This is a genomic window from Mesorhizobium sp. A556, assembly GCF_054489545.1.
The window spans coordinates 139,988-159,516 of record NZ_JBTMXA010000001.1 but is presented as its reverse complement, the minus strand read 5'-3'; the positions used below and the strand labels follow the sequence as shown (position 1 = coordinate 159,516).

Below are 19,529 nucleotides of genomic sequence, written 5' to 3'. Positions count from 1 at the left end.
AACATCCCCGCTGTGGGGACGGTGGGCGGCAAAAAGCCGCCCACCAACACCACTGATTACTTCAGTTCGACCTTGGCGCCGGCAGCTTCCAGCTGAGCCTTGATCTTGTCGCCGTCAGCCTTGTTGACGCCTTCCTTGACCGCCTTAGGAGCCGCTTCGACCAGATCCTTGGCTTCCTTGAGGCCAAGACCGGTGATGGCGCGGACTTCCTTGATGACGTTGATCTTCTGTGCGCCGGCTTCGACGAGCATGACGTCGAATTCGGTCTGTTCTTCAGCCGGAGCGGCGGCAGCGGCACCACCGGCAGCAGCAACAGCCACCGGAGCAGCGGCGGAAACGCCCCACTTTTCTTCCAGAAGCTTCGACAACTCAGCCGCCTCAAGGACGGTCAGCGCCGACAGTTCGTCTACGATCTTTGCGAGATCAGCCATGTTTGTATTCCTTCGTAAGGTTCGAACGTGTGTTTATGATGGTGAGGAACGGCCTCATGCCGCCTCGTTCTTCCGGGCATAGGCGCCGATGACGCGCGCGACCGAAGCCGCTGGCGCATTGACGACCTGGGCGATCCGGGTTGCCGGCGTGGCGATCATGCCAACCAGCCTTGCGCGCAACTCGTCGAGCGACGGGAGTGCGGCAAGAGCCTTCACACCGTCGGCGTTGAGCGAGGTCGAGCCCATCGCGCCACCGAGAATGACAAGCTTGTCATTCGTCTTGGCGAAATCGGACGCGATCTTCGGCGCCGTAACCGGATCTTCCGAATAGGCAATCAGCGTCTGTCCTGTGAACAGATCGATGATGCTGTCGGATTCCGTGCCCTGAAGAGCGATCTTGGCTAGCCGGTTCTTCGCGACTTTGACGGTGCCACCGGCAGCGCGCATTTTCGACCGAAGGTCGTTCATTTGCGCGACGGTGATACCGGCGTAGTGGGCCACGACGACTGAACCAGCGCCTTTGAAAGCGTCGTTCAGGCTCGTGACGAGTTCGCGTTTTTCCGCTCTGTCCACTGCCTATCTCCAGTTGACCCCCGTCCTCGTAAAAGGACAGGCGTCGGGTTACCTTTTGCCGGTCGGGCTATCCAGAAAGTCCAGATCTCCCGAACGACGCTCGAGGATCCTGCCCCCTTTCGCCACACCGCCCCGAAGAACGGTGCGCAGACAAAAGGCAAACACGGTTCGAACCTTTCATCGGAGCCAAAAGCTCCTTTGTCCGGTCTTCACCCGTCTCATGCAGGCCCGCATGAATTAAGGTCCAGATGGTTCGGACCGCCCACAATCTCGGACAGGATGCCGAAAGTCTTTCGACTTCCGACGTTCCAGACCCCAAACAGCGGGGCCTGGAATTCTTTCATCGGATCAGCGCCTTGTGCGTCGATCCGAACAATCGTCTCAGGACTCGGCGAGGCTCGCCACGTCCAGCTTCAGGCCGGGACCCATCGTCGAGGTGACGGACACCTTCTTGACGTAGATGCCCTTGGCGCCGGTCGGCTTCGCCTTCGTCACCGCATCGGTGAAGGCGCGGATGTTTTCTTCCAGCGCCTTGACGTCGAACGACAGCTTGCCGACGCCGGCATGGATGATGCCGGCCTTTTCAACGCGGAACTCGACAGCGCCACCCTTGGACGCCGCAACAGCGGCGGTGACATCGGTGGTCACCGTGCCGACCTTGGGGTTCGGCATCATGCCGCGGGGCCCGAGCACCTTGCCCAGACGACCGACGAGCGGCATCATGTCCGGCGTGGCGATGCAGCGATCGAAATCGATCGTGCCTTTCTGGACGATTTCCACCAGCTCTTCCGCACCGACGATGTCCGCGCCGGCCGCACGGGCTTCATCAGCCTTGTCGCCACGGGCGAAAACCGCGACGCGCACGGTACGGCCGGTGCCGTTCGGCAAATTGACCACGCCGCGAACCATCTGGTCGGCATGGCGCGGATCGACGCCGAGGTTCATCGCCACTTCGATCGTCTCGTCGAACTTGACCGTCGAACGATCCTTGAGCAGCTTCAGGGCATCACCCAGGGCATAGGCCTTGTTGGGATCGACGCCTTCGCGGGTCTTGGCTACACGCTTTGCAATCTTTGCCATGATCTCAGCCCACCACTTCCAGGCCCATCGAACGGGCGGAGCCCTCGACCATGCGCATGGCCGACTCGACGTCGTTTGCGTTCAAATCCTTCAGCTTGGCAGTCGCGATCTCGCGCACCTTGTCGCGAGAAATCGTGCCGACGCTGACCTTGCCCGGCTCCTTCGAGCCCGACTTCAGATTGGCTGCCTTCTTCAGAAAAAAGGCCACCGGCGGCGTCTTCATGACGAAGGTGAACGACTTGTCCTGATAGTAGGTAATGACGACCGGAATGGGCGAACCCTTTTCCAGTTCTTGGGTCTGCGCGTTGAACGCCTTGCAGAACTCCATGATGTTGATGCCACGCTGACCAAGTGCCGGTCCGATCGGGGGCGACGGCGTCGCCGATCCCGCGGAAACCTGCAGCTTGAGCTGGCCTGCAATTTTCTTAGCCATCTCTCTTCCTGCTTTCTGTCATGCCGGCCCGTTGATCGGGAATGCCGGCGGTTGCAGTCCGGTGGTGCGGTTCGCATGGCCGGCTAAAGCCACACTCGCCTCCCACCCGCTTTATTGGGCACCGAACCGACGAAACCTGGTGGTTTGCGGCTCCATGCCCGGTTGCGCGATCGTCTGCGCACCCCCTCGCCTTGCGGCGAAGGATTTCGGATCAGCCCTTTTCGACCTGTCCGAATTCCAGATCGACCGGCACGGCGCGCCCGAAGATCGAAACTTCCACCTTGAGCCGCGCACGCTCTTCGTCCACTTCCTGGACGAAGCCGTTGAACGAAGCGAACGGACCATCCGAAACGCGGATCGCCTCGCCGATCTCGAAGGTAACCGACGGCTTCGGCCGCTCGACGCCCTCCTGCACCTGGTGCAGGATGCGATCGGCTTCCTTGTCGGTGATATGCATCGGCTTGGACGTATGCTTGTCCTCGCCGAGAAAACCCGTCACGCGCGGGATATTCTTGACCATGCTGATGATCGCATCGTTCAGATCCGCCTTCATCAGAACATAGCCGGGGAAGAATTTGCGCTCGGCATCGACCTTCTTGCCGCGGCGAATCTCGACCACCTTCTCGGTCGGCACGACGACATGCTCGACGCGCGCGCTCAGGCCCTTCTGCTCGGCCTTCTTCAAAATGTCCTCAGCGACCTTTTTTTCAAAGTTCGAATAGGCGTGGACGATGTACCAGCGCGCGGTCATTTCAAGATGTCTCCGTAATCGCCGGACTTATTGCCCAATGCCAAGGATCTTCCCGACAGCGAAGCCCATGATCAGGTCGGCGCTAAAGAAAAACGCCATGGCAAGGACGGCGAAGGCCAGAACCATCACCGTCGAGATCACGGTTTCGCGCCGCGACGGCCAAGTCACCTTGGCGGTTTCCGCACGAACCTGCTGGAGAAATACGAAAGGATTATTGGTCTTCGACGCCATATGCCGCTCTGTCTTCAAGATTCGTTGACCGAATCTCCTGGATGATCCCGCTGGCCGGGATATGCCGTTCCAATTTGCCCACACCGGATAGCGCGAAAAGCCGTTTCGCCTGCTGGTTCCGCCGCTTGACGCCCCGTTCGCACCAACCGATGCAACCATGCCGCCATGCAAATCGGACGCGTAAAGCCGATCTCTCAGCTCCACGCGTCGCGTGTCCGTTATCGTCTACATAAAACCGATTCACCATCCACGCAAGTGGAAAGCGTCGGCTTAATGCCCAAACACCGCATCGGAACCATCCAGTCGTCCCGTCCCGGCTATGCTGCTGTTATGCCTTGTTCGACCCAATATGGCAAGGCACCGGCCGATTTTCAACGCATCGGCCTGAAACTATCTGCAATCAACCATTTCACCGTCCGGTGAAATGGCACGGGCAGCAGGGTTCGAACCTACGACCTGCGGTTTTGGAGACCGCCGCTCTACCAACTGAGCTATGCCCGTAACCGCCACGCGTCATGCGCATGGCAGGCGCTTCCTAAAAGCTTCCGCGCCATCTGTAAAGACGCGATGAGCCCATCCACCCGTGATTTGGCCCTGTAGCTATGCAAGCCGGCGAAAAAGCCCGGGATAGGTCGCAACAAAGCCGTCTGGCCAAAACGACACTTCGCGGCGGAAATCGCTATCCAGCGATTCGTAGCGATAAAGCCGTCCTTCTTCCAGGCAGGTATAGCGCTGCGGATCGGCAGATATGGCAAGGCTCGGCACATCGACATAGGCGGTGCGGATTTCCGCGCTCTCGCCCCGGGCGAGCCCCAGCCGCCTGACCGGAAACGTGTTGGTGAATGGCGTGATCGAAATATCCGGCTCCAGCGCGCCGTCGAGTTCGGGCGCCGGCCGGCCGCCGACACTCCAGCGCCCCCGGCCGTCGCTTTCCAGAAGCAGCGTCTCGCCGCCGGCCAGTGTCACCTCGACGCGCCTCGCCTGCCATGCCCGGTCGATCCCGATGCGAAAACGGGCGGCGAACGGATCGGAGCCGATGGCAAACCCGTCCGCGACAAGGCCACCGCCCAGCGGGCGCAAAAAGATATGCTGGATGCCCGGCCCTATTTCTTCGCGCCAGCGCAGGATCGTCATGCCGCTCTCCTCGACGTCTGAGCGTTTCGTGGTTAGATGGAAACATTCTGCCGGCGATGGTTCGAGACAAGGTCGAGGGCTTTGTCGATGGCCGCACTGGGGTGCGGTCGAGACGAAGACCGAAGGATTTGGCTCGAACCGGCCCGGCAGAATGATTCCATCTAGCCGTGAAGCGCTCAAAGAATAGCAGCCTAACGAAAAAGGGGCAGCCCGAAGGCCGCCCCTTTCGAAGTCATGCTGACAGAAGCTGCCGGCTTATTCCTTGATGGAAGCAACAATGCCGGCACCAACTGTACGGCCGCCTTCACGGATAGCGAAGCGCAGCTTCTCTTCCATGGCGATCGGCACGATCAGTTCGACGTCGACCGTGATGTTGTCGCCCGGCATCACCATCTCGGTGCCTTCCGGCAGCGACACGATACCGGTCACGTCCGTCGTGCGGAAATAGAACTGCGGACGGTAGTTGGTGAAGAACGGCGTATGACGCCCACCCTCTTCCTTGGTCAGGATGTAGGCTTCCGCCACGAACTTCTTGTGCGGCTTCACCGAACCCGGCTTGGCCAGAACCTGGCCGCGCTCAACGCCTTCACGGTCGACGCCGCGGATCAGCGCGCCGATGTTGTCGCCGGCCTGGCCCTGGTCGAGCAGCTTGCGGAACATTTCAACGCCGGTCACCGTCGTCTTCGAGGTGTCGCGGATGCCGACGATCTCGACTTCCTCGCCAACCTTGACGATGCCGCGCTCGACGCGACCCGTCACCACCGTGCCGCGACCCGAGATCGAGAACACGTCCTCGATCGGCAGCAGGAACGGCTTGTCGATCGGACGCTCAGGCGTCGGGATGTACTCGTCGACCGCTGCCATCAGCGCGCGAACCGCGTCTTCGCCGAGTGCCTTGTCGCCGTCATTGAGCGCGACAACCGCCGAACCCTTGATGATCGGCGTGTCGTCGCCGGGGAACTCGTACTTCGACAGAAGCTCGCGAACCTCAAGCTCGACCAGCTCCAGCAATTCCGCATCGTCGACCAGGTCGACCTTGTTCAAGAACACCACCAGCGCCGGAACACCAACCTGGCGGGCAAGCAGGATGTGCTCGCGCGTCTGCGGCATCGGGCCGTCGGCGGCCGAAACGACCAGGATCGCGCCGTCCATCTGCGCCGCACCCGTGATCATGTTCTTCACATAGTCGGCGTGGCCGGGGCAATCGACGTGGGCATAGTGACGGTTAGGCGTCTCGTACTCGACGTGCGACGTCGAGATCGTGATGCCACGGGCCTTCTCTTCCGGCGCGTTGTCGATCTGGTCGTACGCCTTGAAGTCGCCAAAATACTTCGTGATCGCTGCCGTCAGCGACGTCTTGCCGTGGTCAACGTGACCAATCGTGCCAATGTTCACATGTGGCTTGTTACGCTCGAATTTGCTCTTGGCCATTTCTCATTCCTTGGACGAAGAAAGCAGGATGCGGTTTTGATCGGGGGCGATTAGCGATAAAGGCCAAAAAACACAAGCCCTTTTGGCCGGATGCTGCGTCATCCGGCTCCTCACCGACCCCGTTCATGCTGTGGCCTATATGGGAACACCGCCATGCAAATGGAATAGGCCGGTGTCTGGAGCGGGTAAGGCCATATCCGACATCGGGCGGCACGGCCGGATACGCGACGCGCAACAGGCTCGTCGCGTTCCGGTCACGGCAAGGTTGGTTCAGGTCTCTGAACGGCCGCGCTTACCCCCTGGCGGAAGCCAGTTCGGATTCGATTGAATCCGAAATAATCTTCAAGCCGAGATCGATCTCTTCCTCGGAAATGGTCAGCGGCGGGGCAATCCTGAACACGCCGCCCATCCCGGGAAGCTTGACGATGTTCATGTTCAGGCCGCGCTTCAACGCCTCTGTGGCAATTCCAGCCCCGAGTTCGTGGTCGGAACTGTTGCTGTGCCTGTCCTTGACGATCTCGACACCAAGGAAAAGCCCGCGCCCACGCACGTCGCCCACGCATTCATAGCGCTGCTTGAGCCGCAAAAGCCCGTCGGACAGCTTTTCGCCCAGATACCGCGCCCGCTCGACAAGGCCCTCTTCCGCCACGACATCAAGCACCGCCAGGCCCACCGCCGCCGGCAATGGATCGGAAACATGCGTCGTGTAGAACAGGAAACCGCGCTCGAACGCTGCTTCTTCGATTTCGGGTGTGGTCATGACGGCCGACAGCGGAAGTCCCGCGCCGATGGTCTTGGACAAAGTCAGGATGTCCGGCACGACACCGTCCTTTTGAAAGGCGAACATATCGCCGGTACGGCCGACGCCGGTTTGCGCTTCGTCGAGGATGAGCAGCATGCCGCGTTCGTGGCATTTCTGCTTGAGCGCCGCGAGGTAACCCTCCGGAAGCTCCAGCATGCCGCCGCTCGACAGGATCGGCTCTGCAATGAACGCCGCGAGGCTTCCGGTCGACTGGTTGTCAACCAGGTCGAAGGCATCGTCCAGTTCCGTGCGCCAGTCCAGCGAGCCGTCGGCATTGCTGAACCGGGGACGGAAACTGTTCGGCGCCGGAATGGCGAACGAGCCGACCGTGGCCGGTCCATATCCCTTGCGGCCGGCGCTATAGGTCGCCGAGGCTGCGGCCCCGGTCATGCCATGCCAGCTTTTGGAAAAGGCGACGATTTCGTGCTTGCCCGTGACCAGCTTGGCCATGCGGATGGCGGCTTCGTTCGATTCCGCGCCGGTCGACAGCAACAACACCCTTTCGAGGCCTGGCGCCAGCGCCGCAAGGCGCTCGGCGAGTTCGACCACCGGACGAGACAGCATGCCGCTGAAGAGATGCGCGACCTTTCCGACCTGGCTCTGGACCGCCGAAACGATCCTGGGATGGGAGTGCCCGAGAAGCGCGCTCATCTGCCCGGACGTGAAATCGAGAATGGCATTGTCTTCCGCGTCATAGACGAACGAACCCGCCGCCCGCTCGACGATGATCGGGTCGAAGGCACCGCCATAGCGGATCAAATGCTTCTTTGCCGAAGCCCAAAACGCGGGTTCATCGTTTTTTGACATCGATCGCCTCCATGACCTTTGGACGACAACTAGCGGCTGGCACCACTCCAGTAAAATTGATAATATTCGATTCAGATATAAACGGAATTGATATGCGAACTCCGCTTGACCTTCGCCTGCTCGTGACATTCGTCCATGCTGCACAGTCGGGATCTCTCAGCGCGACCGCAGCGCGGGTTGGACGAACCCAATCCGCGGTGACCATGCAGATCCAGCGGTTGGAGGAAACCCTCGGCCAAAGCCTGCTACATCGGAGCGGCAGCGGCGTCCGGCTTACCGGAAACGGAGCCCGTTTCCTGGCCTATGCCGATCGCATCCTGAAAGCGCATGACGAAGCCATTTCGGCGTTCTCGGACAAGGGCCTGCACGGCTCCATCATTTTCGGCAGTCCGGAAGAATATCTGATGGGCTTCTTCTCGACGCTTTTGAAAGGTTTTGGGACCCAGTTTCCCGCAGTGGAAATCAAGGTCGTTTCAGCACCGACAGTTGAATTGCGAACACTTTTGCGCTCGCGCCAGGTCGACATTGCGCTTGTTTCCACGATGGACCTGAACGACCCGGAAGAGATCGTACGAACGGAGCCGCTCGTATGGGTGGGCAGCAAGCCGACGCTTGAGCTTCACGATTTCGGAAACATCGTGCCGCTGGCCCTGCCGGCATCGAACGCCATGGATCACAAGGCCGCCTGCGATGCCATGGCCCGCGCCAGGATGAGATACAAGATTGCCTATGCGAGCAACAGTCTTGCCGGCCTGATCGCGCTTGCCCGGTCCGGCCTGGCGGTAAGCGTGATGACCAAGGAGGCCGTCCCAGCCGATCTCTTTATTCTCAGCACGCCCCTCCCCCAATTGCCGCGTCTTGGCGTCGTGATTGCCTTTTCCGAACCCCGGCAATCGCCCACAGTAAAGGCGTTCGCCGATCACATTCGCCATGTCCTGCCGTCACTCTGAACCGCCCACAGGGTGGATCGCTATCATCAAGCAGGAACCGGCATGACGAACACGCTCGCGGCACAAAACGTCGGTAGAGATCAAATGTTTCTGTAAAAAGCGCGCTTTTTTGAGTGGGGCTGGAGCGGGTAGCGGGAATCGAACCCGCATATTCAGCTTGGAAGGCTGCTGCTCTACCACTGAGCTATACCCGCGATCCGGCTCGGTCGGCGCATGGCCCAATACCGAAAGGCGAAACCGCCTTTCGGGCCATGCGCAGGCCCTGGTGCGACAGTGGTGGAGGAGGTTGGATTCGAACCAACGTAAGCTGAGCTAACGGATTTACAGTCCGTCCCCTTTAACCACTCGGGCACTCCTCCGTACTGTCTACCGGAGCCTTGCTGCGAGGCGTCAGCCCGACGCGACTGCAGGCAGCCGCTCCGCGCAGCGCCTTATGGCGGGACGCACCAAGACTGTCAACCGCCACAACCGGGCAACGCAAGCGATTTTCTTGGATGAGCCTGACCCGATGGCCGTATCCATCCGGCGCGGACGCCGCTATAGAGACAGCCATGAGCAACGACAGCCGATCCGGCACCCCCAAGGACACCCATTACGCCAATCTGCGCCGCGCCTATCGCGACGAAAAGGCTGGTGGCACGCCCGCCTTCCGGCAGCGCCAGCCGGTGCCGCCGGGCGAAATCGCACCCGATGGGCTGGTCCGGCTCTACGGCCTGCATACGGTGCGCGCGGCCCTCGACAACCCGCGCCGTCGCATAAGGCGGATGCTGGTGACACGCAACGCGCAGGAGCGGCTGGAAATCGCCGACCTCGCCGCCCTGCCCTTCAAGACGGAACTGGTCGAGCCGCGTGATATCGACAGGCTGACCGGTTCGGACGCCGTCCATCAGGGCGTGCTGATCGAGGCCCAACCGCTGAAGCCCAAGCGTCTCGACGCGCTTGGCGAGACAAGGCTGGTGCTGGTGCTCGACCAGGTGACCGATCCGCATAATGTCGGCGCGATCCTGCGCTCCGCTGTCGCCTTTGGCGCCGGCGCGCTGATTACCACAGCGCGCCACAGCCCGCACGAATCCGGCGTACTGGCAAAGTCGGCATCCGGCGCGCTCGAGCATATCGACCAGATCGAGGTGAAGAACTTGGCCGAAGCGCTCGACCAGCTGCACGAGGCCGGCTTCCGCACCGTCGGCCTCGATTCGGAAGGGCCGGCGGAACTGGAAACCAGCCTGTCGGGCGAAAAGATCGCGCTCGTTCTGGGCGCGGAAGGCAAGGGCCTGCGCCAAAAGACGCGCGAGACGGTGACGACGCTTGCCCGGCTCGACATGCCCGGCCCGATTCGTTCGCTTAACGTCTCGAACGCCGCCGCCGTCAGCCTTTATGCGGCAAATGCGTTCCTGAACCGCAAGACGGACTGAGCGGGCATCGGCAAGAACCGATTCTGAAACAGGCACTTAGGCAGGCCGGCTGATTCTATCCGGCAAGGCGGGCCTGTGAGCGCGGCGAAGGCTTTACCCGCCGCGCACCATCCACACGACCCCGACACCGATGGCGATCGCCGCAAGGCCGGCCAGCCGGAGCACATTTTCCGGCATGGAAAGCACTTCGCCGGCAAGCCTCTTGGCCAGGCCGGGAAAGCCGCCATAGATCAGGCCCTCGACGACGAGCACCAGACCGATGGCGGCCAAGAAATCCTGCACCGCGCCTTACTGGACGGTGCTGGACGGTGCTGCCGGCGGCGACGCCGGAGCAGCCTGAGGCGCTGCCGCGCCGAGCGCACCCGCCTTGCCGTCCGGATCGCGGAAATAGCGGAAGAACTCGGAATTGGGCGACAGCACCATCGAGGTGCCGGTGCCGTCAAGCGCCTCCTTGTAGGCGTTCATCGAGCGATAGAAGTTGAAGAACTCCGGATCGCGCAGATAAGCCGACGCGAACGTCGCGCTTCGCTGCGCATCGCCTTCACCGCGAAGGATTTCCGATTCCTTCTGGGCTTCGGCGACAATCTCCACCACCTCACGGTCCGTGCGGGCGCGGATGCGCTGCGCCGCTTCGTTACCGCGCGCGCGAAGCCGTTCGGCCTCGGCCAGACGTTCCGCCTTCATGCGGTCGTAGGTCTGCTGCGAAACTTCCTGCGTCAGGTCGGTACGGCGGATGCGCACGTCCACGATCTCGAGGCCAAGCGAAGCGGCATCCGGTCGCAATTGGTCTTCCACTTCGCGCATCATGATGGCGCGCTCTTCCGAAAGCGCCGCCTCGAAGTCGCGCAAACCATAGACGCGGCGCAGGGCCGCGTCGAGGCGCGTGCGCAGCCGCTGTTCGGCCAGTTCGACGCTACCCGAAACGGCGGAGCGGAAAATGCGAGGGTCCGAAATCCGGTAGGCGATGAACGCATCGACCTCATAGAACTTGCCGCCTGAAACCTGAACGCGAATGTTGTCCAGATCGAAGCGCAGCACGCGGTTCTCGATCAGTTGCACATTGTCGGCGTCAAAGAAGGGGAACGGCGCCTTGAAATAGATGCCGGGCTTCGATTCCACCTGGACGATCTCGCCGAAGCGCATGACGATGGCCTGCTGGCGCTGATTGACCACGAAGATCGACGAATAGAGCAGGAACAGAATGACCGCGCCGATAACGGCGATGATGGGAAGACGATTGGCCATTACTGGGCTCCTTCCGTGACGGCAGGCGCCGGAGTTTTGCCAGGTTGAAGCGCGGGTAACGGCAGATAGGGAACGACCCCCTGCCCGCCGCTCTGCTCCAGAAGCACCTTGCTGGAATCCTTCAGCACCTTCTCCATGGTCTCATAGTAAAGACGCTGGCGGGTGACTTCGGGGGCCTTGGCATATTCGTCATAGACGGAAATGAAGCGCTGGGCCTCGCCGTCGGCTTCCTGCATGACACGGTTCTTGTAGGCGGCGGCTTCTTCGCGCACTTGCGCTGCCTGGCCGCGCGCGGCACCCAGCTGCTTGTTGGAGTACTGGTTGGCCTGCTCGACGAACTTGTCCTCGTCCTGCTCGGCGCGCTGAACCTCGTCGAAAGCATCCGCCACTTCGCGCGGCGGCGCTGCGTCCTCGATGGACACGGCATTGATGTCCAGGCCGGCCTTGTAGCCGTCCAGCGTCCTCTGGATGATCTCGCGCACGCCGGTCGCGATCCCTTCGCGGTCGTCGCGGAAAATGTCCTGTGCCGGACGCCTGCCGACCACTTCGCGCATCGCGCTCTCGGCTACCTGGCGCAGCATGCCGTCAGGATCGGAAACGTCGAACAGATACTTCTTCGGATCGGAAACCTGATAGGCCACCGAGAACTGCACGTTGACGATGTTCTGGTCGCCGGAAAGCATCAGGCCGGAATTGCCGGCGCTGCTGCCGGTGCCGGTGCCGCCGCCGATATTGACCAATTGCTCGGAAATCTTGGCGGTTTCGACCCTGTCCATCGGCCACCAATGGAAGTGCAGGCCGGGCTGGGAGAGTTCGGCCTTCGGCACGCCAAAGCGCAATTCAACGGCAACTTCGTCCGGTTGCACGGTATAGATCGCCTTGAAACCCCACAGCGCCACCAGGATGAGGGCGACCAGCCCGAACATCGCGGGGCTGAAGCCGCCACCGCCGCCGGGTATCATGCCCTTGAGCCGATCCTGCCCGCGCCGGATGATATCTTCCAGGTCAGGAGGCGACCCTTGCGGGCCAGTCGGTCCCTTTGGTCCCTGCCCCCATGGCCCGCCATTATTGCCGCTGCCCCATGGGCCGCCGCCACCGCTCTTGTCGTTCCAGGGCATGAATGTCCTCTCGTTGGGATTCCCTCATGCGCCGGGGCCGGCGCAAATCCTTGTCATCCCTCTATAGGCACGCCATTGCGTGCTTTCAACGCATTGCCTGCCCGCATTCGGCTTTTGATGCAAGATAACCCTCGGGACAGGCCGCGACCCTTTGTCTTTGCGTCAGTTTCCCGCTTGCCGGCGCTCGTAAACGGCATAGCGCGTGGCAAAGCTGTCTTTTTCGCCGGCCGGAATCTCCCGCTCGCTCACCAATCGCCAATTGACCGGGTCGATGGGCGGAAAATACACATCACCATCGATCGAAGCCAGAACATGGGTGACGTGCAGCCGATCCGCCAAAGGCAGCGTCAGCGCAAAAATTTCGCTGCCGCCGATAACGCAGATTTCTTCCGCACCGGCCATTTCGTCCTCACGGCGTTTGGCCAGCGTCAACGCCTCCGCCAGCGAATGCACGATAGCGGCACCTTCAGCTGAATAGGAACTGTCGCGGGTGATGACGATGTTCTGCCGCCCCGGCAGCGGCTTTTTGGGAAAGCTCTCCCACGTCTTGCGACCCATGACGATGGGTTTGCCCATCGTATCGGCCTTGAAGCGCTTCAGGTCGCTGGAAAGCCGCCAAGGCAGCCCGCCGTCACGCCCGATCACGCCGTTTTCGGCGATGGCGACATAGATCGCGATATCCATCTCTTGCCGCCTCTTTTCGCGCGCTGATCATCCTGGGCACATGCCCGGCGCGACCGTACTGGTTTCAAGGCGGCGTTCAAGGCTCTTGGCCCTGCCGGCGCTTGTGTTCAACAGCGCTCTGGACACCGCCTGTCGGGTCAGGCAGGAAACCGGCCATGCGCACGCTTCTCGTCATCGGCATCGGGGCCGGCAATCCCGAACACATGACGATCCAGGCAATCAACGGCCTGAACCGCGCCGATGTGCTGTTCATTCCCGACAAGGGCGCGAAGAAGAACGACCTTGCCGGCCTGCGCCGCGATATCTGCGACCGCTTCGTCACCAATCCGAATTCGCGCCGCGTCGAGTTCGACGTTCCGGTGCGCGACGAACCATCGACGTCCTACCGGGCGACGGTCGACGACTGGCACGATGCCATCGCCGGCATCTATGAAAACCTGATCCGCGACGAACTTCCAGAAAACGGCTGCGGCGCTTTCCTGATATGGGGCGATCCCTCGCTCTACGACAGCGCGCTGCGCATTCTGGAGCGTGTCCGCCTGCGCGGCAATGTCGCCTTCGAATTGGAAGTAGTGCCCGGCATCACCGCCATCCAGTCGCTCGCCGCCAGCCACAAAATAGCGCTGAACCGCATCGGCGATCCGATCCTCGTCACCACCGGCCGCCGCTTGACCGAGGAAGGCATGCCGCAAAATGCCGGCAGCGTCGTCGTCATGCTCGACGGCAAATGCGCGTTCCAGACGCTGACCGACAAGGATCTTTTTATCTACTGGGGCGCCTATCTCGGCACGCCGGACGAGATTTTGGTGCATGGCCACGTTGGCGATGTCGGCGAGGAAATCGTGAAAACCCGCGAAGCCGCCCGCCGGAAAAAGGGCTGGATCATGGATACGTATCTGCTGCGAAAGGCCGGCGAGCCGGAGGAGTAGCGGCTGCCTTGCTCCAGACCGCCCGGCTTTCGTCACCCTCGCGGTTTCGTCACCCTCGAGCCATGGATTCCCGACACTCTCCGCTCGTTCCTCGCTCACGAGGTCGGGAATGACGGATTTCTCTTGGCTTCAGCGCAAAATCACCAGCGTCGAAGATTTGGCGCCCCTCCACCCATCCGTCATTCCCGGCCTCGTGAAGGAGCGAAGCGACTGGAGAGTGTCGGGAATCCATGGCTCGGACTAAAAACAGCAAATCCGTTGGAAATTTGCCGCGCGACGTGGATACATCTGTTGCGGAAGGCGGAACTGTGCGTCCTTCGAGGCTCGCTACGCTCGCACCTCAGGATGAGGGATGTCGGCGCTCAACGTTCCCATTGTTAGAAAGGAATGCGAAAGCAAAGCAAAGACGGGCGGGTTGAAATCGCCCCATACGGACACCTCGCACCCCCATAAGTCTCACACGCCCACCGCAACCCCATAACAAGGAACGTAACGGCAGCACCAACCGTCCTCATCCTGAGGTGCGAGCGCAGCGAGCCTCGAAGGACGCACTCCCTCACCCCGCGTCGATCTCCGCTTGCAGCGCGTCCATATGCGCCGCTGCCGCCGCAGTTGCCGCGCGTTCGATAGCGCGGAAGCGGCTGACTACGGCGAGGCCGACCGCCGTCAGTTGCGCGCCACCGCCCTTGCGGCCACCGGTCTGCGCCGCCACCAGCGGCTTGCCGAACACGCGGTTCATGTCCTCGACCAGATCCCAGGCGTGCTTGTAGGACATTTCCATGCCGCGCGCGGCGGCCGAGATCGAGCCGAAGGCGGCGATCTGCTCCAGCAGTTCGATCTTGCCCGGCCCGATGCGGCCGTCCGGGTCGAGATTTATCCGCAAGCTCAGCGACGGCATCTTTTTTCCACTTTCCGCAATCACGGCCAGCAACACATAGCAGCGCTATTCCAAAACGACATAGCGCCAAATGACGACCCTGTCAGCCGTCCACCTCGACACGTGGGCCGATGGCGGTGTTTGCCGTGTCGAAACTCACCGTCTTGACCACCGCGAAAACGGCGAGGCCGACCTCCAGTTCCAGCACCTGCCGCGACTGCCGCGTGATGCGCGCCATCACGACGACGCCGTTGCAATCGATCCGCACCTCGACCGCAGCCCCCTCGCCCGCTTCGATCGCCGCAATCTTGCCCGCCAGCACGTTGAGCGCGCTCAACCCCTTCGGCTCCACGGTCGCGATCATCACATCGCGGGCGCGGATGCGCAGCCGCACCGCTGCACCGACCGGAAGTTCAAGATGCGACACGCGAATCTCGCCGGCCCTGGAGGCCAGCACCGTCATGCCGAAAACTTCGTCGTGGCGCAGCACCGTCGTTTCGAGCACCGCGCCGCCTTCGCCGCGCTCTTCCGCCGGCAGCAGGTCCAGCCGCTGCATGATTTCGCCGGTCGGGCCGGAGGCAACAACCTTGCCGTTTGCCAGCACCACCACATCGCTGGCCAACCGCGCCACCTCGGCAACCGAATGGCTGACATAGACGATGGGGATTTTGGTCTCGTCGCGCAGCCGCTCGATATAGGGCAGGATTTCGGCCTTGCGCGCATCGTCCAGCGAGGCCAGCGGCTCGTCCATCAACAGCAGTTTCGGGCTGGCCAGCAGCGCCCGGCCGATCGCCACGCGCTGCTTTTCGCCGCCGGACAATTTTCCGGGCCGCCGTTCCAGAAGCGTGTCTATGCCAAGCAGGTTCACCACCGAATCGAAGTCGGCGTAGCGTTCCGCCGGCGGCGTGAACCAGCGCCCGAAACGCAGATTATGCGCCACGCTCATATGCGGGAACAGCAGCGCATCCTGGAAAACCATGCCGATGCGCCGCTTGTGTTTTGGCACGAAGATGCCGGCCTTCGTATCCACCAGGACGCGGCCTTCGACCTCGACCCGGCCCCTGCGCGGTCGCGTCAGCCCGGCGATCACGCTGATCAGCGACGATTTTCCCGATCCCGACGGCCCGAACAGCGCCGTCAGCCGCCCCGAACTGGCAAAGCGCGCATCCAGCCCGAATTCGCCCAGCCGATGGTCCCCAAGCCGGTGCTCGATATCGACCAGAACCGTCATTCTATGTCCATCCGCCGGCCGACGCGCCGCGCCAGCGCCTCAGACACGACCAGCGCGCCCATGGAAATGATGATGCTGATGATCGTCAGCCGCAGCGCGCCCTCGTCGCCGCCCGGCATCTGCGTAAAGGTGTAGATGGCCGAGGGCAGCGTCTGCGTTTCGCCCGGAATGTTGGAAACGAAGGTGATGGTCGCGCCGAACTCGCCCATCGCCTTGGCGAAGGACAGGATCGCGCCTGCGATCATGCCGGGCAGGATCAGCGGCAGCGTGATCGTCGTGAACACCCACAGCGGATGCGCGCCAAGCGTGCCGGCCGCCGCCTCAAGCTTGCCGTCGACCGCCTCGATGGACAGGCGGATCGCCCGCACCATCAGCGGAAAGCCCATCACCCCGCAGGCAAGTGCTGCCCCCGTCCAGCGGAATGAAAAGACAATGCCAAAATGCTCGGCCAGGAACGCGCCGGCCGGCCCACGCCGGCCGAACGCCAGCAGCAGCAGATAACCCGTTACCACCGGCGGGAGGATCAGCGGCAGATGCACCAGCCCGTTAACCAGCGTCTTGCCCCAAAAATTCTTGCGGGCAAGCACGAAGGCGATGGCGATGCCCGGCGGCAGGCTGAAGACCATCGCCACCACCGACACCTTGATCGACAGCCGGACCGCGTTCCATTCGTCGGGCGTAAGGTCCGTGAGCCAGTTCATGCGTCGCGCAGTCGCCCGATCAGTTGGTCGGCGTCAGAACCGTAAAGCCCTGCGCCTTGAAGAGTTCGCCAGCCTTAGCAGACTGCAGGCACTTCAGGAACGCCGGCGCATCCTTGTCCGTGGAGTCCACCGTCTGCGCGATCGGATAGACGATCGGCGGATGCGAATCCTCCGGGAAGGTGCCGACGATCTTCACGTCCGGCTCCACCGCCGCATCGGTCTGGTAGACGATGCCCAGCGGCGCTTCGCCGGTCGCGACGAGCTTCAGCGCCGCGCGCACGTTTTCGGCCTGCGCCACGCTGCCCTCGACCGAGCCCCATATGCCCAGCTTTTCGAGTGCTGCCTTGCCGTATTTGCCGACCGGCACCGCCTTGACGTCGCCCATGGCAAGCTTGCCGCCGGCGAGCAGGCCGGACAAATCAAAATTCTTGTCGATCTTGGCTTCGGCAGTGGAATCCTTCGGCGCAACCAGCACGATCTCGTTGCCGAGCAGCTTCACTTCGGTGTCCGCCTTGGTCAGCTTCTTGTCGGAAAGATATTTCATCCAGTCGAGATCGGCCGAAATGAACACGTCGGCCGGCGCGCCGCTTTCGATCTGCTTGGCCAGCGCCGAACTTGCCGCGTAGGAAATCGTCGCCGTCTCGCCGACATCGGCGGCGCAGGCCTCGTTCACCTTGTCAAGCGCGCCCTTCATGCTGGAGGCCGCGAATACCACCAGCTTGTCGTCAGCCTGCGCGGCGGGCGCCGTCATCAACATGACCGTGGCCAGCCCGCCTACAGCTGCCAAAACCTTCAATCCGAAACTCTTGCTCGCCGGCATCGAATTCTCCCTGCATTCTCGATTGTCGATCCCGAATTCACCAATCGATATATCCAGATGAATATAACAAGGAAAGTCCTTTTCGTACGAAAGCGTTGTCTATGGACATAAAGGCGTCATACGATGAACCCCTCTGAACATAGCGAAGCGGAATCCACCCAGGGAGACACAGCATGAAGATCAGCGCGCGCAACACGCTCAAAGGAAAGATCATCGAGATCATCAAGGGCGCGACCACCTCGCATGTCCAGATCGACATTGGCGGTGGCGCGGCGGTCACCGCCTCGATCACCAACGAGGCTGTGTCCGAACTCAAGCTCGAGGCCGGCAAGCAGGCTTACGCGGTCATCAAGGCGTCGGACGTGATGGTGGGGATCGACTAAGGCAAACACGCATTTTAGAGCCCATTCCGATGCAATCGGAATGGGTAGACCCTAAACCGCGATGGGGGCTTTGATGCTGGCGTCAGCGACGTAATTTTCCAGCCGGAAATCCTCGAAGCGGAAGGCAAAAAGGTCCTTCACATCCGGGTTCATCCACAGCGTCGGCAACGACTTTGGCGTGCGCGAAAGCTGCTCGCGCGCTTGCTCGAAATGATTGGCGTAGAGATGCGCGTCGCCCAGCGTATGGATGAAATCGCCGGGCTCGTAGCCCGTCACCTGCGCCACCATCATCGTCAGCAGCGCATAAGACGCGACGTTGAAGGGCACCCCGAGGAAAATGTCGGCCGAGCGCTGGTAGAGCTGGCACGACAGCCGCCCCTGCGAAACGTAGAACTGGAACAGGCAATGGCATGGCGGCAGCGCCATCGCCTCGACTTCGGCCGGATTCCAGGCCGAAACGATCAGCCGGCGCGAATTAGGATTCTTCTCTATCTCGTTCAGAAGATTCGCGATTTGGTCGATGGTGCCGCCACGGGCGTCGGGCCCAATGGTTGGCCATGAGCGCCATTGCTTGCCATAGACCGGACCAAGATCGCCATTCTCGTCGGCCCATTCGTCCCAGATGCTGACGCCGTGATCGTTGAGATATTTGATGTTGGTGTCGCCGGCCAGAAACCACAGCAATTCGTGGATGATCGACTTCAGATGCAGTTTCTTGGTCGTGGTGACGGGAAAGCCCTGACGCAGGTCGAATCGCATCTGGTAGCCGAACACCGAGCGCGTGCCTGTGCCGGTACGGTCGCCACGATCAGTGCCGTTGTCAAGCACATGCTGCAAGAGGTCGAGATATTGGCGCATCGGCTTCGATTCGATTCGGAAAGTTCAGCCATTCATATAGGACAAGCCGCACCCGAACCACGCCGGTGCCGGCGAACGCCGCCTAAAATTGTGGGCGATGCAAGCTTTCGCGCCCAGAGGCTTTTTGAAAACCGTCAGGCCGAGGCGAAAACAGCGCTCGGCGAGCACCGGAGCGGAGCGTACATAAAGTACGTGAGCACCGGAGCGCAGCCGATCGCCGGTTTGCAGCCCGGCCTCACGGTTTTCCCACCGCTCAGAGCGAGCCGAGCTTGCCCAGTTCCTTGGCGACCAGATAGTAGAAGGTCACGCGGCCTTTCGAATTGTCGCCGGCCATCGCCTTGGCTGCCTTGGCGATTGCGGCTTCGGCTGCGGAAGCTTCGACGCCGAGCTTCTTGATGCCCCAGCTGTCGCGCACGCGGTCGAGTTCCTTCTGGTCGCTGGCGGCGACCATCGAGGAATCGCGATTGCGAAGCGCGATGCCCAGATGCTTCACGATCTTGTCGACCACGGCGGCATCGGCGCCCGCGTCGTATTTCTTCACGTCTGCAAGATAGTCAGCCATAAAAGTTTCCCTCGTCGGCGCCATGGCACAAACGATGAGGCCTGCGGCGCGCCATCGCAACCCTTGCGCTGAAAGATTCGCCTCAC

The 19,529-nt window shown here is 61.6% G+C and carries 24 protein-coding genes and 3 tRNA genes; 5 read left to right on the top strand and 22 right to left on the bottom strand.

Going from position 1 to position 19,529, the window contains the following annotated elements; genetic code table 11:
* Nucleotides 1-56: 56 nt before the first annotated feature.
* The 6 genes from rplL to secE all read right to left on the bottom strand — a co-directional run bounded on the left by rplL (nt 57) and on the right by secE (nt 3,499).
* Nucleotides 57-431, bottom strand: coding sequence for a 50S ribosomal protein L7/L12 (gene rplL / locus ACX3P0_RS00750; RefSeq protein ID WP_459079563.1), 375 nt, complete (start codon nt 429-431; stop codon nt 57-59).
* A gap of 54 nt (nt 432-485) precedes the next feature.
* Nucleotides 486-1,004 (bottom strand): 50S ribosomal protein L10, encoded by a 519-nt coding sequence (rplJ, locus tag ACX3P0_RS00745; protein ID WP_459079562.1) that lies wholly within the window; start codon nt 1,002-1,004, stop codon nt 486-488.
* Nucleotides 1,005-1,385: 381 nt separating this feature from the next.
* Nucleotides 1,386-2,084: a 50S ribosomal protein L1 gene (rplA, locus tag ACX3P0_RS00740; RefSeq protein ID WP_459079561.1), complete on the bottom strand. Its 699-nt coding sequence runs from the start codon at nt 2,082-2,084 to the stop codon at nt 1,386-1,388.
* 4 nt (nt 2,085-2,088) lie between these two features.
* Nucleotides 2,089-2,517 carry a 50S ribosomal protein L11 gene (gene rplK / locus ACX3P0_RS00735; RefSeq protein WP_459079560.1) on the bottom strand — a complete coding sequence of 143 codons (429 nt, stop codon included), beginning with the start codon at nt 2,515-2,517 and terminating at the stop codon, nt 2,089-2,091.
* 211 nt (nt 2,518-2,728) lie between these two features.
* The gene (gene nusG, locus ACX3P0_RS00730; RefSeq protein ID WP_459085911.1) at nt 2,729-3,268 is read right to left on the bottom strand and encodes a transcription termination/antitermination protein NusG; all 540 of its coding nucleotides are present in this window, start codon (nt 3,266-3,268) and stop codon (nt 2,729-2,731) included.
* 27 nt (nt 3,269-3,295) lie between these two features.
* Entirely contained in the window at nt 3,296-3,499 is a 204-nt protein-coding gene (gene secE, locus ACX3P0_RS00725) for a preprotein translocase subunit SecE (protein WP_459085910.1), read from the bottom strand.
* 273 nt (nt 3,500-3,772) lie between these two features.
* On the opposite strand from secE, the gene ACX3P0_RS00720 reads away from it, so the two are divergent.
* Nucleotides 3,773-3,922 carry a hypothetical protein gene (locus ACX3P0_RS00720; protein WP_459085909.1) on the top strand — a complete coding sequence of 50 codons (150 nt, stop codon included), beginning with the start codon at nt 3,773-3,775 and terminating at the stop codon, nt 3,920-3,922.
* A gap of 2 nt (nt 3,923-3,924) precedes the next feature.
* Here the strand turns inward: ACX3P0_RS00720 and ACX3P0_RS00715 are convergent.
* From ACX3P0_RS00715 to ACX3P0_RS00700, 4 genes are all read right to left on the bottom strand, one after another.
* Nucleotides 3,925-4,000: transfer RNA gene (locus ACX3P0_RS00715), tRNA-Trp, on the bottom strand.
* 99 nt (nt 4,001-4,099) lie between these two features.
* Nucleotides 4,100-4,633, bottom strand: a complete 534-nt coding sequence (locus tag ACX3P0_RS00710) for a putative glycolipid-binding domain-containing protein (RefSeq protein WP_459085908.1) — start codon at nt 4,631-4,633, stop codon at nt 4,100-4,102.
* 255 nt (nt 4,634-4,888) lie between these two features.
* The gene (gene tuf / locus ACX3P0_RS00705) at nt 4,889-6,064 is read right to left on the bottom strand and encodes an elongation factor Tu (RefSeq protein WP_459079556.1); all 1,176 of its coding nucleotides are present in this window, start codon (nt 6,062-6,064) and stop codon (nt 4,889-4,891) included.
* Between the two features lie 292 nt (nt 6,065-6,356).
* Nucleotides 6,357-7,673: an aspartate aminotransferase family protein gene (locus tag ACX3P0_RS00700; protein ID WP_459085907.1), complete on the bottom strand. Its 1,317-nt coding sequence runs from the start codon at nt 7,671-7,673 to the stop codon at nt 6,357-6,359.
* Between the two features lie 92 nt (nt 7,674-7,765).
* Here ACX3P0_RS00700 and ACX3P0_RS00695 point away from each other — a divergent pair, with 92 nt between their 5' ends.
* Nucleotides 7,766-8,623: a LysR family transcriptional regulator gene (locus ACX3P0_RS00695; protein WP_459085906.1), complete on the top strand. Its 858-nt coding sequence runs from the start codon at nt 7,766-7,768 to the stop codon at nt 8,621-8,623.
* Between the two features lie 120 nt (nt 8,624-8,743).
* Here ACX3P0_RS00695 and ACX3P0_RS00690 read toward each other — a convergent pair.
* Both ACX3P0_RS00690 and ACX3P0_RS00685 read right to left on the bottom strand, forming a co-directional pair.
* A tRNA-Gly gene (locus tag ACX3P0_RS00690) sits at nt 8,744-8,817 on the bottom strand.
* An 80-nt stretch (nt 8,818-8,897) separates the two neighbouring features.
* Nucleotides 8,898-8,982, bottom strand: a tRNA-Tyr gene (locus tag ACX3P0_RS00685).
* A gap of 192 nt (nt 8,983-9,174) precedes the next feature.
* Between ACX3P0_RS00685 and rlmB the strand changes: the two genes are divergently transcribed.
* A complete protein-coding gene (gene rlmB / locus ACX3P0_RS00680) occupies nt 9,175-10,035 on the top strand; it encodes a 23S rRNA (guanosine(2251)-2'-O)-methyltransferase RlmB (RefSeq protein WP_459085905.1) in 861 nt (286 codons plus the stop codon).
* A gap of 93 nt (nt 10,036-10,128) precedes the next feature.
* Here rlmB and ACX3P0_RS00675 read toward each other — a convergent pair whose 3' ends face one another.
* The 4 genes from ACX3P0_RS00675 to ACX3P0_RS00660 form a co-directional block, all read right to left on the bottom strand.
* A complete protein-coding gene (locus tag ACX3P0_RS00675; RefSeq protein ID WP_459085904.1) occupies nt 10,129-10,317 on the bottom strand; it encodes a DUF2065 domain-containing protein in 189 nt (62 codons plus the stop codon).
* A 6-nt stretch (nt 10,318-10,323) separates the two neighbouring features.
* Nucleotides 10,324-11,280, bottom strand: coding sequence for a protease modulator HflC (hflC, locus tag ACX3P0_RS00670; RefSeq protein WP_459085903.1), 957 nt, complete (start codon nt 11,278-11,280; stop codon nt 10,324-10,326).
* Complete coding sequence (gene hflK / locus ACX3P0_RS00665) at nt 11,280-12,398, bottom strand: FtsH protease activity modulator HflK (RefSeq protein ID WP_459085902.1); 1,119 nt, start codon at nt 12,396-12,398, stop codon at nt 11,280-11,282. The genes hflC and hflK overlap by 1 nt, the downstream gene beginning before the upstream one ends.
* Nucleotides 12,399-12,560: 162 nt before the next feature.
* Nucleotides 12,561-13,082: a dihydrofolate reductase gene (locus tag ACX3P0_RS00660; protein WP_459085901.1), complete on the bottom strand. Its 522-nt coding sequence runs from the start codon at nt 13,080-13,082 to the stop codon at nt 12,561-12,563.
* Between the two features lie 155 nt (nt 13,083-13,237).
* Between ACX3P0_RS00660 and cobF the strand changes: the two genes are divergently transcribed.
* The gene (gene cobF / locus ACX3P0_RS00655; RefSeq protein WP_459079549.1) at nt 13,238-14,011 is read left to right on the top strand and encodes a precorrin-6A synthase (deacetylating); all 774 of its coding nucleotides are present in this window, start codon (nt 13,238-13,240) and stop codon (nt 14,009-14,011) included.
* 556 nt (nt 14,012-14,567) lie between these two features.
* Here cobF and ACX3P0_RS00650 read toward each other — a convergent pair.
* The 4 genes from ACX3P0_RS00650 to modA form a co-directional block, all read right to left on the bottom strand.
* Nucleotides 14,568-14,909 carry a winged helix-turn-helix domain-containing protein gene (locus tag ACX3P0_RS00650; protein ID WP_459079548.1) on the bottom strand — a complete coding sequence of 114 codons (342 nt, stop codon included), beginning with the start codon at nt 14,907-14,909 and terminating at the stop codon, nt 14,568-14,570.
* Nucleotides 14,910-14,991: 82 nt separating this feature from the next.
* Nucleotides 14,992-16,119 (bottom strand): molybdenum ABC transporter ATP-binding protein, encoded by a 1,128-nt coding sequence (gene modC / locus ACX3P0_RS00645; RefSeq protein ID WP_459085900.1) that lies wholly within the window; start codon nt 16,117-16,119, stop codon nt 14,992-14,994.
* On the bottom strand, nt 16,116-16,820 hold the full coding sequence (gene modB, locus ACX3P0_RS00640; protein ID WP_459085899.1) for a molybdate ABC transporter permease subunit: 705 nt from the start codon (nt 16,818-16,820) through the stop codon (nt 16,116-16,118). Before modB ends, modC begins: the two co-directional genes overlap by 4 nt.
* A gap of 19 nt (nt 16,821-16,839) precedes the next feature.
* Nucleotides 16,840-17,640 (bottom strand): molybdate ABC transporter substrate-binding protein, encoded by an 801-nt coding sequence (gene modA / locus ACX3P0_RS00635; protein WP_459085898.1) that lies wholly within the window; start codon nt 17,638-17,640, stop codon nt 16,840-16,842.
* A gap of 173 nt (nt 17,641-17,813) precedes the next feature.
* On the opposite strand from modA, the gene ACX3P0_RS00630 reads away from it, so the two are divergent.
* Nucleotides 17,814-18,023 carry a TOBE domain-containing protein gene (locus tag ACX3P0_RS00630; protein WP_459085897.1) on the top strand — a complete coding sequence of 70 codons (210 nt, stop codon included), beginning with the start codon at nt 17,814-17,816 and terminating at the stop codon, nt 18,021-18,023.
* Nucleotides 18,024-18,074: 51 nt separating this feature from the next.
* Here ACX3P0_RS00630 and ACX3P0_RS00625 read toward each other — a convergent pair whose 3' ends face one another.
* Nucleotides 18,075-18,881, bottom strand: coding sequence for a thymidylate synthase (locus ACX3P0_RS00625; RefSeq protein WP_459085896.1), 807 nt, complete (start codon nt 18,879-18,881; stop codon nt 18,075-18,077).
* A gap of 253 nt (nt 18,882-19,134) precedes the next feature.
* Nucleotides 19,135-19,443 (bottom strand): DUF2853 family protein, encoded by a 309-nt coding sequence (locus tag ACX3P0_RS00620; RefSeq protein ID WP_459079542.1) that lies wholly within the window; start codon nt 19,441-19,443, stop codon nt 19,135-19,137.
* Between the last annotated feature and the right edge of the window lie 86 nt (nt 19,444-19,529).

Coding starts and splice junctions, on each gene's coding strand:
- rplL (WP_459079563.1), bottom strand. CDS start 431: ATGGCTGATCTCGCAAAGATCGTAGACGAACTGTCGGCGCTGACCGTC.
- rplA (WP_459079561.1), bottom strand. CDS start 2,084: ATGGCAAAGATTGCAAAGCGTGTAGCCAAGACCCGCGAAGGCGTCGAT.
- rplK (WP_459079560.1), bottom strand. CDS start 2,517: ATGGCTAAGAAAATTGCAGGCCAGCTCAAGCTGCAGGTTTCCGCGGGA.
- nusG (WP_459085911.1), bottom strand. CDS start 3,268: ATGACCGCGCGCTGGTACATCGTCCACGCCTATTCGAACTTTGAAAAA.
- secE (WP_459085910.1), bottom strand. CDS start 3,499: ATGGCGTCGAAGACCAATAATCCTTTCGTATTTCTCCAGCAGGTTCGT.
- ACX3P0_RS00720 (WP_459085909.1), top strand. CDS start 3,773: ATGCCCAAACACCGCATCGGAACCATCCAGTCGTCCCGTCCCGGCTAT.
- ACX3P0_RS00710 (WP_459085908.1), bottom strand. CDS start 4,633: ATGACGATCCTGCGCTGGCGCGAAGAAATAGGGCCGGGCATCCAGCAT.
- tuf (WP_459079556.1), bottom strand. CDS start 6,064: ATGGCCAAGAGCAAATTCGAGCGTAACAAGCCACATGTGAACATTGGC.
- ACX3P0_RS00700 (WP_459085907.1), bottom strand. CDS start 7,673: ATGTCAAAAAACGATGAACCCGCGTTTTGGGCTTCGGCAAAGAAGCAT.
- ACX3P0_RS00695 (WP_459085906.1), top strand. CDS start 7,766: ATGCGAACTCCGCTTGACCTTCGCCTGCTCGTGACATTCGTCCATGCT.
- rlmB (WP_459085905.1), top strand. CDS start 9,175: ATGAGCAACGACAGCCGATCCGGCACCCCCAAGGACACCCATTACGCC.
- hflC (WP_459085903.1), bottom strand. CDS start 11,280: ATGGCCAATCGTCTTCCCATCATCGCCGTTATCGGCGCGGTCATTCTG.
- hflK (WP_459085902.1), bottom strand. CDS start 12,398: ATGCCCTGGAACGACAAGAGCGGTGGCGGCGGCCCATGGGGCAGCGGC.
- ACX3P0_RS00660 (WP_459085901.1), bottom strand. CDS start 13,082: ATGGATATCGCGATCTATGTCGCCATCGCCGAAAACGGCGTGATCGGG.
- cobF (WP_459079549.1), top strand. CDS start 13,238: ATGCGCACGCTTCTCGTCATCGGCATCGGGGCCGGCAATCCCGAACAC.
- ACX3P0_RS00650 (WP_459079548.1), bottom strand. CDS start 14,909: ATGCCGTCGCTGAGCTTGCGGATAAATCTCGACCCGGACGGCCGCATC.
- modC (WP_459085900.1), bottom strand. CDS start 16,119: ATGACGGTTCTGGTCGATATCGAGCACCGGCTTGGGGACCATCGGCTG.
- modB (WP_459085899.1), bottom strand. CDS start 16,820: ATGAACTGGCTCACGGACCTTACGCCCGACGAATGGAACGCGGTCCGG.
- modA (WP_459085898.1), bottom strand. CDS start 17,640: ATGCCGGCGAGCAAGAGTTTCGGATTGAAGGTTTTGGCAGCTGTAGGC.
- ACX3P0_RS00630 (WP_459085897.1), top strand. CDS start 17,814: ATGAAGATCAGCGCGCGCAACACGCTCAAAGGAAAGATCATCGAGATC.
- ACX3P0_RS00625 (WP_459085896.1), bottom strand. CDS start 18,881: ATGCGCCAATATCTCGACCTCTTGCAGCATGTGCTTGACAACGGCACT.
- ACX3P0_RS00620 (WP_459079542.1), bottom strand. CDS start 19,443: ATGGCTGACTATCTTGCAGACGTGAAGAAATACGACGCGGGCGCCGAT.